Source organism: Nonomuraea sp. NPDC050783 (genome assembly GCF_040802095.1).
In the GTDB taxonomy this organism is placed as follows: Bacteria; Actinomycetota; Actinomycetes; order Streptosporangiales; family Streptosporangiaceae; genus Nonomuraea.
Genome location: NZ_JBFAHK010000004.1, coordinates 315,284 through 328,414, shown reverse-complemented (window position 1 = coordinate 328,414; position 13,131 = coordinate 315,284). Strand labels below are relative to the sequence as shown.

Sequence of the window (13,131 nt, the reverse complement as noted above, 5' to 3'; positions counted from 1 at the left end):
GGGAGCGCCATTGACCACGACACAACACCATGAAGGGCTGCGCGCCCCCGGCAGCGGGCCCTCCGACCCCGAATCCGTGACCAGGAAGAAGATGCGGTTCTGGGACCGGAGCAAGTTCCTCATCGCGCTGGTGGCGGCCTACCTCGTCCTGACCTGGAAGGAGATGGCCGACTTCGAGGGCATCATGCCCTTCCCCGACGCCGCGCGGCTCATCGCCAGGGACCACCCTTGGATCTTCTGGCTGCTCGGCGTCGAGCTCGTCCGCCAGCTCCACTTCCTCGTCTCCGAGCACTGGTCGGGCTACCACCGCTTCTGGAGCCAGAAGGTCTTCGGCGGCTTCGAGCGGTGGGCGCACCGGCGCTTCGACGACTGGACGCGCTACCGGCTCTCCCGCGCGCTGAAGATCGTCGTCCTGATCGCGCTGACGGCCCTGGTGCTGGGGGCGGTGCTGGACGTCAGCCCGTTCGCCGCGCTCATGCAGGCGCCGGCGCTGCTGTGGCAGGCGCTGCCGTTCTTCCTCCAGATCGTCTTCCTGTTCTTCTTCGTCATCATCCAGTTCGTCGGCCTGTTCTGGTTCCTGTCGCGGGGCGGCGTCGAGACGTACTTCCCCGACGACATCAAGACCCGCTTCCACGACGTGTGGGGGCAGGACCACGTGGTCGAGCGGGTCCGGGAGAACATCGTCTTCCTTGAACGACCCGACGAGATCGAGCGGCGCGGCGGGTACGTCCCCAGCGGCCTGCTGCTGTGGGGGCCGCCCGGCACCGGCAAGACGCTGATGGCCGAGGCCGTGGCCGGCGAGACCGGCAAGCCGTACGTGTTCGTGGATCCGGGCGCGTTCACGAACATGTTCATGGGCATCGGCATCCTCAAGGTCAAGACCCTGTTCAGGAAGCTGCGCAAGCTGGCCCTGCGCTACGGCGGCGTCATCGTCTTCTTCGACGAGGCCGACTCGCTCGGCAAGCGCGGGCGGCTCGCCCAGCAGGGGCCCAACGTGCCGACCGGCTTCACCGCGATGTCCGGCGCGCACGGCTGCCACGGCTTCACCTACCTGTCGGAGGAGACGCGGCAGGTGCTCGCCTTCCGCGCCCGGCGCGAGGAGAAGGAGGAGCCCGGCGGGCGCAGCCGCTTCGTCATGGGCGGAGGCATGATGAACAGCGGCGACCCCGGCACGCTGCAGGCCCTGCTCACCGAGCTGTCCGGGCTCAAGAAGCCGCGCGGCTTCGTCAACCGGTTCGTGCGCCGGCTGCTCGGCATGCGGCCCAAGCCGCCGCCCAAGTACCGCATCCTCGTCATGATGGCCACCAACCGGCCCGACGCGCTGGACGAGGCGCTGCTGCGGCCGGGCCGCATCGACCGCATCTACAAGGTCGGCTACCCGTCCAAGGCCGGGCGGGTGCGCACCTACCAGGGCTACTTCGACAAGGTCTCGCACGAGCTCACCCCCGGGCAGATCGACAAGCTGGCCACGATCACGCCGTACGCCACCGGCGCCACGATCAAGGACCTGGTCAACGAGTCGCTGATCACCGCCATCAGGGACGGGCGCGAGGTCATCACCTGGTCGGACGTGCTGCGCGCCAAGCGGCTCAAGCAGCTCGGCCCGCCCGAGGACGTGGAGTACATCGAGCGCGAGCGGCACGCCGTGGCCGTGCACGAGGCCTGCCACGCCGTGGTGGCGTACGCGACCCGGTTCCACCTGGAGATCGACATCGCCACCATCGAGAAGGGCGCGGACTACCTGGGCATGGTCGCCTCGATCAAGCCCGAGGACCAGTTCACCCGGTGGAAGTCCGAGCACGAGGCCGACATCATGGTGTCGCTGGCGTCGCTGGCCGGCGAGCGCATGTTCTTCGGCGAGGACAACTCCTCCGGCGTCTCCGGCGACCTGTTCTCGGCGACGTACCTGACGGCCATGATGGAGTCGTACTGGGGCATGGGCTCCGGCGTCACCTCGCTGCCCGCCCTCCAGGAGCTGGAGATCATGGGCGGCAAGGCCATGCGCAAGAGCCGGCCGGGCTCCGGCGGCGGCATCGGCATCACCGAGCGGGAGCCGGCCAGGCGCGAGCCCGACCTCACCCCCGACGTGCTGGGGGAGCGGATCGAGTTCAACCTGGTGCGGCTGCTGGAGCGGACCGAGCGGCTGCTGCAGGAGCACCGCAGGGAGGTGCTCTGCGTGGCGCACGCGCTGGAGACGCACAAGACGCTCAACGGCGACGACGTCGTGGCGATCATCCGGCGCGAGCCCGGCCCGCTCGTCGACGGCACGATCTACGCCTCCGACCGGCTCTACGAGGAGCTGGAGGAGTACCACCTGGAGGCGGCGCGGGCGCACCGGGAGCACAGCCGGGTCGAGCGCGAGCTGCCCGGCGGGCCCGCCGACGGCGAGCCGGCGGAGGCCGTCCAGGGGTACGCCACCGCGCCGGCCGCTGCGTCCCCCACTGGGCCCACCACCGGGTCCACCGCTGGGTCCACCGCTGGGCCTGCCACTGCGGCGCCCGCCACCACCGCGCCGACCGCCACCGCGGTCCAGCTCGCGCCCCCCGCGGGCCCGCCGGCGAGCTTCGCCCCGCCGGCCTCCGCGGTGATCCCGCCGGCGGCGGGGCCGCCCGCGCAGGAGCCGGCCGACCGGCCGGAGTTCGTGCCGTGGGCGCCGGGACCGGTGACGCCCGGGCCGGTGCCGCCCGCGCCGGTGCCGGTCGTGGTCGAGGCGGCCACCGCGCCGCCCTCGCGCGGGCGCCGGGCGGCGGGCCGGGTCTGGCTGGTCCTGGCCAGCCTGCTCGGCCTGGTGGTGCTGGCGGTCATCGCCGCGCTGGCGGTGACCGGCGCGGGCGGCAACCTGCTCAACGCGGCGGGCTCCGCCGGGATCGCCTCGCCGGGGCTGCTGCTCATGCTGTTCGTGGTGATCGTCGCGGTCATCGTGGGCGGCGGGCTCGCGCTGGTCGCGGTCAAGGGCGTGCGCGCGTCCCAGGCCAAGGCCGAGCGCGAGCGCGACGAGGCGCACGCCAGGGCGCAGCTCCTGGCCGCCGCGATGGATCCGGACACCGCGCTGCGGCTGCTCGGCTACGACGGCAACGGCAACGGCCGCGACGGCCGCGCCTGACGGCGCCGTACAGGGACAGTACAGGGGCCGTACAGGGGCACGGCCGGGAGGACGCTCAGCAGTCCTCCCGGCCGTGCTCGTCGTGCACCCGGCGCAGCAGGGCCATCAGCTTCTCCTCCTCGCGGATGCGCCTGCGGTACTTCTCCGGCAGGGCGCGCAGGTCCTTCTCCTTCCCGCACACCTTCGCGAACAGCTCCTCGCGCCGCGCCGGGTCGTGCTCGACCTCCAGGTACTCCTGGGCGTAGCGGCGGGCCGCCGAGACCGTGCTCTGCGCCCGGCCCTTGGCGCTGGCCAGCGAGGCGACCACGGTGACCACCAGGACACCGACGATCACCGACAGGGACAGTCCCGTGCTGATCTCCACCACCGGCACCGGCTCGCCGTCGTTGACGAACGGCACGTTGTTCTCGTGCAGCGCGTGCAGGATCAGCTTGACGCCGATGAAGGCCAGGATGACGGCCAGGCCGTAGGCCAGGTAGATCAGCCGGTCGAGCAGGTCGTCGATGAGGAAGTAGAGCTGCCGCAGGCCCAGCAGGGAGAAGGCGGTGGCGGTGAAGACGATGTAGACGTTCTGGGTGAGCCCGAAGATCGCCGGGATCGAGTCGAGCGCGAACAGGATGTCGGTGCCGCCGAGGGCGATCATCACGAGCAACATCGGCGTCATGACCCGGCGCCCGTCCTTGACCGTGAACAGCCGGTCGCCGTCGTAGGTGTCGGTGGCGGGGAAGATCCGGCGGGCCAGGCGGACCATGAGGTTGTCCGGCGAGTGGCTCTCCTCGCTCTCGGGCTTGAGCAGGTTGCCCGCGGTGACCAGCAGGATCAGGCCGAACAGGTAGAACACCCAGGCGAAGGTGTTGATCAGCGCCGCGCCCACCAGGATGAACAGGCTCCGCGCGAGCAGCGAGAACACGATGCCGAACAGCAGCGCCTTCTGCTGGTCGGCGCGCGGCACCTTGAAGCTGGACATGATGACGAGGAAGACGAAGAGGTTGTCGACCGACAGGGCCTTCTCCGTCACGTAGCCGGCGAAGTACTCCGTGCCCGGCTCGGCGCCGCCGAACAACCACACGCCGGCGCCGAACAGCAGGGCGACGCCGACGTACAGGGCCGACCAGAGCGTCGCCTCACGCAGCGTCGGCACGTGCGCCTTGCGCACGTGGAAGAAGAAGTCGAACAGCAGCAGGGCGATGATCCCGGCGATCGTGAGCCACCAGACCAGCGGCGGAACGGTCATGAGTAACGATCTGTCCCACGCCCGGCGGGTTATGCCTGGGCCGGCGCCGCATAAGCGCCGGGCCGATTAACACGCCGTTCACATTCGGGCAAAAAGCGGGAAATGGGCATCCGGAAGACTCGGCGTGGCTGAGAGAGACCGCGAAAGGACCGCTGTGAGCTACAAGGCTGAGTACATCTGGATCGACGGCACCGAGCCGACCGCTCTGCTGCGCTCGAAGACCAAGATCCTCGCCGACGGGGCCGAGCCGCCGGTCTGGGGCTTCGACGGCTCCAGCACCAACCAGGCCGTGGGGCACTCGTCGGACCGCGTGCTCCGCCCGGTCTTCACCTGCCCCGACCCGATCCGCGGCGGCGACAGCGTGCTCGTGCTGTGCGAGGTCGAGGAGATCGACGGCGAGCCGCACGCCAGCAACACCCGCGCCCTGCTTCGCCCGGTCGCCGAGCAGTTCGCCGCTCAGGAGCCCTGGTTCGGCATCGAGCAGGAGTACACCTTCTTCAAGGGCAGCCGCCCGCTCGGCTTCCCCGAGGGCGGCTTCCCCGCCCCGCAGGGCCACTACTACTGCGGCGTGGGCGCCGAGGCCGTCTTCGGCCGCGACATCGTCGAGCTGCACCTCGACCGCTGCCTGGCCGCCGGCCTGAAGATCTCCGGCATCAACGCCGAGGTCATGCCCGGCCAGTGGGAGTTCCAGGTCGGCCCGGCGAGCCCGCTGGAGGTCGCCGACCACCTGTGGGTCGCCCGCTACCTGCTCTACCGGACCGCCGAGGAGTTCGGCGTCGAGGCCACCCTCGACGCCAAGCCCGCCCGCGGCGACTGGAACGGCGCCGGCGCGCACACCAACTTCTCCACCAAGGCCATGCGCGAGGGCTACGAGGCCATCATCACCGCCTGCGAGGCGCTCGGCGAGGGCGACAAGCCGATGGAGCACGTCTCCCAGTACGGCGCCGACATCGAGCTGCGCCTCACCGGCCACCACGAGACCGCCCCGTGGAACAAGTACTCCTACGGCGTGTCCAACCGCGGCGCCTCCGTGCGCATCCCGTGGCAGGTCGAGGTGGACCGGAAGGGCTACATCGAGGACCGCCGCCCCAACGCCAACGTCGACCCGTACGTGGTCACCCGCCTGCTGGTCGACACCTGCTGCTCGGCGCTGGAGAAGGCCGGCCAGGTCTGATCACCGCGTGACGACGGAAGCCCCCGCCCCGGCGGGGGCTTCCGCTTTCACGGCAGCCGGGTCTCGGCGAGGCGGAAGCCCAGGTCGGGAACGATCTCCGCGACGTCCATCTGCGCCTTCTGCAACCGGCCCGAGTGGTCCCAGTTCATCGCCTGCCAGCGGGTGAACTGATCGAGCACCCACACGCCGGACTGGCGGCTGCCGTTGCCCGACTTGCCGTTGCCGCCGAACGGCAGGTGCGCCTCCGCCCCGGAGGTGGAGTTGTTGACGCTGACCATGCCCGCCGAGACGCCCTCGCGGAAGCGGAAGGCGCTGCGCGCGTCGCCGGTGTAGATCGAGGCCGACAGGCCGTAGCCGGGCAGGTTGGCCAGCTCGATCGCCTCGTCCAGGGTGCCGAACGTGGTCACGCCCACGATCGGGCCGAACGTCTCCTCCATGAACAGCCGGTCGCCCGGCCGCACCCCGTCCACCACGACCGGGTGGTAGTAGAGGCCCTCGCCGCCGTCGAAGCCGCCGCGCGGGTTGTCCTTCGTGATCCGCCCCACCGGCCCCGACACCACCGTGTGGTGGGGCTGGACCCAGGTCAGGTACTCCTCGTAGCGCTCGGCGAACTTCCGGTCGAGCAGCGGCCCGGCCAGCACGTCCTGCGTGGGGTCGCCGACGCGGGCGGCGGCCAGCGCCGCGGTCAGGCGCTCGACGAAGGCGTCGTGGACGCTCTCGTGCACGATGGCCGTGCCCAGGCTGGTGCAGCGCTGGCCCGCCGTGCCGAAGCCGGAGAACAGCGCGCCCTCGGCCGCCAGGTCGAGGTCGGCGTCCGGCATGATCACCATCGGGTTCTTGCCGCCCAGCTCCAGGCAGGCCGACTGCAGGTGCCGCCCGGCCAGCTCGCCGATCCGCCGGCCGACCTCGCTGGAGCCGGTGAAGCCGATCTTGTGGACGCCGCCCTCCTCCAACGCCCGCTCCAGGCCGGCGAAGGTCTGCGCGCCGTCGGCGAACAGCACGTTGAGCACGCCGTCCGGCAGGCCCGCCGCGGCGAAGAGGCTGAACAGGGCGTGCGCGGAGGCGGCGGCGTACTCGGCGGGCTTCCACACCACCGCGTTGCCGCACAACAGGGCCGGCACGAGATACCACGACGGGACGGCCACCGGGAAGTTGCCCGCCGTGATCACGGCCGCCACGCCGACCGGGTTGCGGAAGGTGAACAGGTTCTTGTCCGGCATCTCCGACGGCACCGTCTGGCCGTACAGCCGGCGGCCCTCGCCCAGGAAGAAGTCGCAGGTGTCGACGATCTCCCGCACCTCGCCCAGCGCCTCGGCGTACGGCTTGCCGATCTCCTCGGTCACCAGCCGGGCCAGCGCCTCGGCGTTGGCCTCCACCAGTCGCCCGATGGAGGCGATCACCCGGCCGCGCACCGGGGCCGGCACCCTGGCCCACTCGCGCTGCGCCTCCCTGGCGGTGCGGCAGGCGGCGGCGAACGTCGCCGCGTCGGCCAGCCCCACCCGGGCCACGACCTCGGCCGGCCGCGCGGGGTTGATCGAGTCGTACGTGGCCGTGGCCGCGGCCTCCTTGCCGCCCACGACGGACATGATCTGTCGGCTCACCCTGCCTCCTCGTGAAGGTTCTGCGGTAGACGCTAGCTCTCCAGGGCCAATTTACGCAGTTCCGGCCCGTAGGCCGGATGCGCGAGCGCGGCCGCGAACTGCGCCCGCAGGTAGTTGAGCGGGGAGCCGGTGTCCCACCAGGTGCCGTCGATGACCTGCCCGTACACCGGGTTGCCGGCGGCGTGCCGGTGCAGGGCGTCGGTGAGGTAGATCTCGCCCTCGGGACGCTCGTGCCAGCGGCGCGTGGCGGCCTCCAGCTCCGCCACCACGCCGGGGGTGACGACGTAGCCGCCGATGGCGGCGTAGCGGGACGGGGCCTCCTCCGGGCGCGGCTTCTCCACCAGCCCCGAGATGCGCAGCCGGCCGCCGCCGAGATCCTCCTCGACCACCGGCACGCCGTAGCGGGAGGCGTCCTCGACCGCCATCGGCATCAGCGCCAGCACCGGGGCCCGCGCCTCCTCGTAGGCCGCCTTGAGCTGCCGGGCGCGCGGCACCTCGGCCACGAACACGTCGTCGGCCCACAGCACCATGAACGGCTCGTCGCCGATGACGCGGGCGGCGTTGAGCACCGGCGTGCCGTTGCCGTAGGGGCCGTTCTGGTACAGGTAGGTGATGTGGGCCAGCGACGACAGCTCGGCCACCGACGCGGCCAGCTCGTCCTTGCCCGCCTCGCGGAGCTGCTGCTCCAGGTCGGAGTCGGGGGCGAAGTGCCGCTGCACCAGCTCCTTGCGGGACGAGGTGACGATGGTGATCTCGTCGATGCCCGACTCGACCAGCTCGCGGATGGTGTGCTCGATGACCGGCTTGTCGCCGATCGGCAACATCTCCTTCGGCAGCGCCCTGGTCAGGGGCAGCAACCTCGTGCCCAGGCCGGCCACCGGGATCACGGCTTTGTGCACCACGGGTCTCTCCTTCGCAGCAGCAGGTGGGGAGAGTGCCGACGTTACCCGAGGGACCCGTCCGCGATCATGTCGGCCAGCACCTCGCGGAGCACGTAACGGGCGTTGGCGGCCATCGCCGGGTTGGTGTGCAGGTAGTAGGGGAGCGCCACCAGCGCCTGGACCAGGGCCCAGCCGCGGCCCCTCGCCCAGGTGTCGTCGTCGGTGCCCAGCGCCTCGCGGAAGGCCGGCCTGGCCGAGGCGGGCAGCAGGTTCCAGGCGGGCATCAGGTCGCAGGCCGGGTCGCCCACCCCGGCCGTGGCGAAGTCGATCACGCCGGTGAGGCGGCCGTCGCCGGAGACCAGGAGGTTGCCGGGCATGAGGTCGGAGTGCACCCACACGGGCGGGCCCGCCCAGGCGGGGGTCTTCACGGAGAGGTCCCAGGCGGCGGTCAGGGCGGCGGTGTCGATGGTGTCGACGGGGCCGCCGTGGGCGGCGGCGGGGTCGCTGGGATCGCCGTGATCGGCGGCGGGGCCGCCGTGGGCGGCGGCGGGGTCGACGGGGCCGGGCTCGGCGTTCAGGGCCTCCAGGTCGGCGATGGCGCGGCGGGCGGCCGCGTCCTTCTCGCTCAGCGGGACGCCCCGGTACGCGCGGGGCCCGCCGGGCAGGCCGGCGCGGCGCATCGCCGTCACGAACGCCGCCAGGCCGGCGACCAGCGGCGCGGCGCCCCGCCCGGCCTCAGGGTTGTCGCCCGGCAGCCACCGGCACACCGACCACGGGAAGGGGAAACCCTCGCCGGGGACGCCCGCGCCCACCACGACCGGGATCGGAACGGGCAGCAGCGGCGCCAGCCGGGGCAGCCACTCCTGCTCCTTCCGCACGTCGCCGACGCTCCGCTCGACGAGCGGCAGGCGGACCGACAGCTCGTCGCCGAGCCGGTAGACCGCGTTGACCGTGCCCGGCGAGGGGAAACGCTCGACCGGAAGGTCCGCCCACTGCGGGAACTGCGCGGCCACCAGCCGCCGCACCAGCTCCGCGTCCGTGCCGACCTCGTCGTCGTGCATCCTCGCCACCGCCGGCCCTCCGCCCGTCAGCTCTCCGGAACCCCGCTCCCCGGAGGCCCGCTTCCCGGGATCCGGCGCTCCCGAAGATCGTACCGGGGGGCGGCGGGCAGGGTGCGCCGGCCCGCGACGGCCAGGGCGGGGACCAGCGGGAGGAGCGGCAGGGCCGGCCCGGCCGCCGCGAGGCCGCCGTGGGCGAGTGCGTCCGCCAGGACGGCGGCGACCAGCACCGCACCCAGGCCGGCCAGGGCGAGCGGCCAGGCCGCGGGCGGGCGGCGTACCAGGCAGGCCACCGCGCCCGCGGCCAGCGCCACGGCGGCGAGCCCTGCGGGGGCCAGCCACGGGTAGAGCCAGGACTCGTGCCCGCCGGCGAGCCGCCCCAGCCACGGCGCGGCCGGGACGAGCACCGCGTGCAGGGCCACGGCGGCGACCGCCGGCAGCGCGACCGCCCACCACGGCCGGCGCGCCGGCGTCACGTCGCGGTGATGGCCGAGCAGCAGGGCCAGCACCGGCACCAGGTCGAGCAGCACCCGCCCCGGCGCCGGCGCCACCAGGCCGCCGCTCGCCGGCGCCACCAGGTCACCGGCGAGCGGCGGCACCAGGTCGCCGGCGAGCGGTGGCACGGCCGCGGCGACCAGGTACGCCGCCAGGGGCACCAGGCCCAGCAGCGCGGCGGCCTTCGCCAGGCGGGCGCGGCCCAGCATGGCCGCGGCGAAGGCGACCGGCCAGAGGGCGCCGAGGCCCGTCCCGACGACGGCGGCCAGCCGCTCCGGCGAGCCCGGGGCGCCGGGTGGCGCGGCCTCGCCCCCGCCGGTCGCGAGCGCCAGGGCGGCCAGGTCGAAGAGGGCGAAGGCGGCGTGGTGGGCCAGCCCGAGCAGGGCGACCAGGCGGACCGTCTCGCCCCAGGCGTACGGGCGGGGGCGGGTGCGGCTGCCGCCGAGCCGTACGCGCAGGGACAGGGCCAGCACGCTGGCGATCTCTCCCCAGGGCGGGCGCGGGCCGATCTCGTCGGGGACGTCGCCGGACAGCTCCATGAACTCCGCCACCATCTCCTCCTCGCGCTCGGCGCGGTAGGAGGCGGGCAGGAGCCGGAGCACGGCGCGGTAGCGGCGTTCGAGCAGGGAACCGGCCGTCATCGGACACCTTCCGTCCGCAGCCCCGCGGCCACGGCGACGATCCGGAGGGACGCGGCGGCGGTCCGGAAGGGCGTGACAGCGGTCCGGAGGGACACGGCGGCCGTGGTCAGGGGTGCGGCCGTGGCGCCGAGGGGGCCGGCGGCCCTTCTCGCCTTGAGGCGGGCGGTGGCGGCGGTGGCGTTGGCCATCAGGCGGGCGGCCTCCTCCTGCAACGCCCGCGTCCCCTCGTCGGTCAGCCGGTAGTAGCGCCGCAGCCGGCCCGCCTGCACCTCCTCGCGGTCGAGCGCCACCAGGCCCTGCTCGGAGAGCCGGTCGAGCACGCCGTACAAGGTGCCGATCTTGAGCTGCACCCGCCCGCCGGACAGGCGGTCCACCTCCTGGACGATGCCGTAGCCGTGGCGCGGCTCGTCCACCAGCGCGGTCAGCGCCAGGAACATGGGCTCGGTGATGTTCACACCCTCACTATATCGTGAGAGCCAAGATATGGTGAGCTGCCGAAGGACTACCAGGAACGGCTCGGGACGGGGGTGTCCGCCGAGCCGGCGATGTCCCGCCGCGTGATCAGCGCCAGCCGTCCGGCCAGGTCACCCAGGGCCCGCGAGGCCGCCAGCTCGTCCCCGATCTCCGGCACCGACCGGTCCGACGGGTTGCGCCGCGCCCGCCCCTGCCCCGTCACCTCGACGCCCTCGTCGGTCACCAGCGCCGCCCGCGCGGAGGTGTCGTCGCCGTCCTCGGTCAGCTCGATGCGCACGGTCCATTCCTTCGCCTTCATGGCACCCGGCTGCCCGCCGGTGACCCGGCGAAACGCCGCTGAGCAGCGGCGCGGCGCCGGCGACGTACGGACTCACGAGGACGTTCAGGCGGTGAAGTCGGCGAAGTCGAAGCCGGGGGAGACGACGCAGCTCACCAGGACCGGCTCGGTGCCGGCCGGGCGGGCGGACTGCCAGGTGCCGCCCGGGACGACGGCCTGCGGCACCTGGCCGTCCTCGACCCGCGGGCCCAGGGTGAGCGTGGTGTCTCCCACGGTCAGGGCCAGGGGGCCGCCGCGGTGCCACAGCCAGACCTCGTCCGACCTGACCACGTGGGGGACGGACTCCTCGCCGGGGGCCAGGAGGAAGTAGATGCCGGTGGCGGTGGCGCGGGGGCCGGAGTAGCCGGGCGGCTCGAAGGTCAGCGGGGTGCGCCAGGTCTCGCGGAACCAGCCGCCCTCCGGATGAGGGAGGAGGTCCAGGGCGGCGGCGACGGGCGGGCGTTCGACGAAGGCGACGGGCGCGCCGGTGACGTCCCTGCGCAGGAAGCGGGTGCCGTCGAGGACGAGCTGTCCCCGCAGGTCGGTGGCGAGGGCGGCGGCCTCGTCGGCGACGTGGACGGACGGGCCGTCGGGATAGATCCGGAGCTCCATCCCGCCGAGTCTAGGGGGCGGTGAATTGTCGGTGAGGGTGGCTAGTCTGCGGCAGGTGATCGAACGGTGGAGCCGTGATCAGGTGCTCGCCCTCGCCCCCGACGCGTCCTCGCAGAAGGCCGCCCGGGGCGTGGCGACACCCGCGAAATGGCCGGTGCGCGGCACGACGGGCATGCTCTTGTACGGCGAGTGCAAGGGCAGCGGGGCCAAGCCCTACCTGGCGTGCGTCGACGTGAGCGAGCCCGCTTACCGCTGCAGCTGCCCGAGCAGGAAGTTCCCCTGCAAGCACGCGCTCGGGCTGCTGCTGCTGTGGGCGGACGACGGGGTGCCGGAGGGGGAGGTGGTCCCGGCGTGGGCCGCGGAGTGGCAGGAGGCGCGGGCCGAGCGGGCGGCCAAGGCGGCGGCCCGCCTGGAGGCCGCCCGCGCCGCCGCCGCGGAGGCCGCCACGGCGGAGGAGCCCGCCGCCGACGGGGAGGCGGGCGCGGGCCCGGAGAACGCCGGGAAGCCCGGCCCCGGCGGCTCCGCTCGGGCCGGCCGGGCCCCTGGGCAGGCGGGGGAGACAGGCGAGGCGGCTGAGACTTTCGGGCCTTCCAGTCCTTCCGGGGCGGCCGGGACAAGCGGTAGTACCGGTGCTGCGGGGGCTGCCGGTGCCGCCGGGGCGGAGTCGGTGCGGCACGCGCGGGTGGCCGCCGGGCTGGCCGAGCTGGAGCGCTGGCTCGCCGACCAGGTGCGACAGGGCCTGGCGGGGGCCGCAGGGCACGAGTGGGACGGGCTGGCCAAGCGGCTCGTCGACGCGCAGGCTCCGGGCGTCGCCGGCATGGTGTCGCGGCTGGCGCAGGTGCGCGCGAGCGACGACTGGCCGGGGCGGCTGCTGGAGGAGTACGCGCTGCTCAACCTGCTCGCCGTCGCCTACCGCCGCCGGGCCGAGCTGCCCGCGCCGCTGGCCCGTACGGTCCTCGTCCGCGCCGGGTTCCCCGTGACGCGCGAGGAGGTGCTGGCCGGGCTCCCCGTCCGCGACCACTGGGACGTCCTGGGCCGGCGCGACGAGGTGCAGGACCGCCTGACGGCGCGGCGGGTGTGGCTGCGCGGGCGGCGCAGCGGCCGGGCGGCGCTGGTCCTGTCCTTCGCGCCGCAGGGGCAGCCGCTGGACGCGTCGCTGGTCACGGGCACGGTCATCGACGCCGACGTGACCTTCTACCCCGGCGCCGCCCCCTTGCGGGCCCTGGTCGCCGCCCGCCACGGCGCCGTCCCGTCCGACGGGCCGCCGCCTGGTAGGTCGCCGGAGGAGGCGCTGGAGGAGGTGGCGCGGGCCCTCGGGGGGGATCCGTGGGTGGAGTCGTGGCCGGTCGTGCTGGCCGGCGTCGTCCCCGAGCGGGCCTCGATCGGCGGGCTGCCGCTGCACCCCCGGGCCCGCGATCCCTGGCGGCTGATCGCGGTCGCGGGCGGGCGTCCGCGCACGGTGGCGGTCGAGTGGACCCCGCATGGCGTGCGGCCCCTGGCCACCTGGGACGACGAGGGCGCGGCGGTGATCCTGTGAACGTA

The 13,131-nt window shown here is 73.7% G+C and carries 11 protein-coding genes; 3 read left to right on the top strand and 8 right to left on the bottom strand.

Annotation, left to right across the window (positions count from 1 at the left end; translation table 11 throughout):
- Positions 1–10: 10 nt before the first annotated feature.
- Entirely contained in the window at positions 11–3,103 is a 3,093-nt protein-coding gene (locus tag AB0H75_RS12870) for an AAA family ATPase (protein ID WP_367795057.1), read from the top strand.
- A 55-nt stretch (positions 3,104–3,158) separates the two neighbouring features.
- On the opposite strand, the gene AB0H75_RS12865 is transcribed toward AB0H75_RS12870, so the two are convergent.
- Positions 3,159–4,337: a TerC family protein gene (locus AB0H75_RS12865; protein WP_367795054.1), complete on the bottom strand. Its 1,179-nt coding sequence runs from the start codon at positions 4,335–4,337 to the stop codon at positions 3,159–3,161.
- 154 nt (positions 4,338–4,491) lie between these two features.
- Here AB0H75_RS12865 and glnII point away from each other — a divergent pair, with 154 nt between their 5' ends.
- Complete coding sequence (glnII, locus tag AB0H75_RS12860; RefSeq protein WP_367795051.1) at positions 4,492–5,511, top strand: glutamine synthetase; 1,020 nt, start codon at positions 4,492–4,494, stop codon at positions 5,509–5,511.
- A gap of 47 nt (positions 5,512–5,558) precedes the next feature.
- Here glnII and AB0H75_RS12855 read toward each other — a convergent pair whose 3' ends face one another.
- The 7 genes from AB0H75_RS12855 to AB0H75_RS12825 form a co-directional block, all read right to left on the bottom strand.
- Positions 5,559–7,112 (bottom strand): aldehyde dehydrogenase family protein, encoded by a 1,554-nt coding sequence (locus AB0H75_RS12855; RefSeq protein WP_367795048.1) that lies wholly within the window; start codon positions 7,110–7,112, stop codon positions 5,559–5,561.
- A gap of 32 nt (positions 7,113–7,144) precedes the next feature.
- A complete protein-coding gene (locus AB0H75_RS12850) occupies positions 7,145–8,014 on the bottom strand; it encodes a UTP--glucose-1-phosphate uridylyltransferase (protein ID WP_367795044.1) in 870 nt (289 codons plus the stop codon).
- A 41-nt stretch (positions 8,015–8,055) separates the two neighbouring features.
- Entirely contained in the window at positions 8,056–9,054 is a 999-nt protein-coding gene (locus AB0H75_RS12845; RefSeq protein ID WP_367795041.1) for an aminoglycoside phosphotransferase family protein, read from the bottom strand.
- 26 nt (positions 9,055–9,080) lie between these two features.
- Positions 9,081–10,187, bottom strand: coding sequence for a hypothetical protein (locus AB0H75_RS12840; protein WP_367795038.1), 1,107 nt, complete (start codon positions 10,185–10,187; stop codon positions 9,081–9,083).
- Entirely contained in the window at positions 10,184–10,642 is a 459-nt protein-coding gene (locus tag AB0H75_RS12835) for a PadR family transcriptional regulator (protein ID WP_367795035.1), read from the bottom strand. The genes AB0H75_RS12840 and AB0H75_RS12835 overlap by 4 nt, the downstream gene beginning before the upstream one ends.
- Before the next feature lie 47 nt (positions 10,643–10,689).
- Positions 10,690–10,959, bottom strand: a complete 270-nt coding sequence (locus AB0H75_RS12830; protein ID WP_367795032.1) for a DUF1876 domain-containing protein — start codon at positions 10,957–10,959, stop codon at positions 10,690–10,692.
- A gap of 84 nt (positions 10,960–11,043) precedes the next feature.
- The gene (locus tag AB0H75_RS12825) at positions 11,044–11,589 is read right to left on the bottom strand and encodes a cupin domain-containing protein (RefSeq protein ID WP_367795029.1); all 546 of its coding nucleotides are present in this window, start codon (positions 11,587–11,589) and stop codon (positions 11,044–11,046) included.
- Between the two features lie 55 nt (positions 11,590–11,644).
- On the opposite strand from AB0H75_RS12825, the gene AB0H75_RS12820 reads away from it, so the two are divergent.
- Entirely contained in the window at positions 11,645–13,126 is a 1,482-nt protein-coding gene (locus tag AB0H75_RS12820; protein WP_367795026.1) for an SWIM zinc finger family protein, read from the top strand.
- Positions 13,127–13,131: the final 5 nt, after the last annotated feature.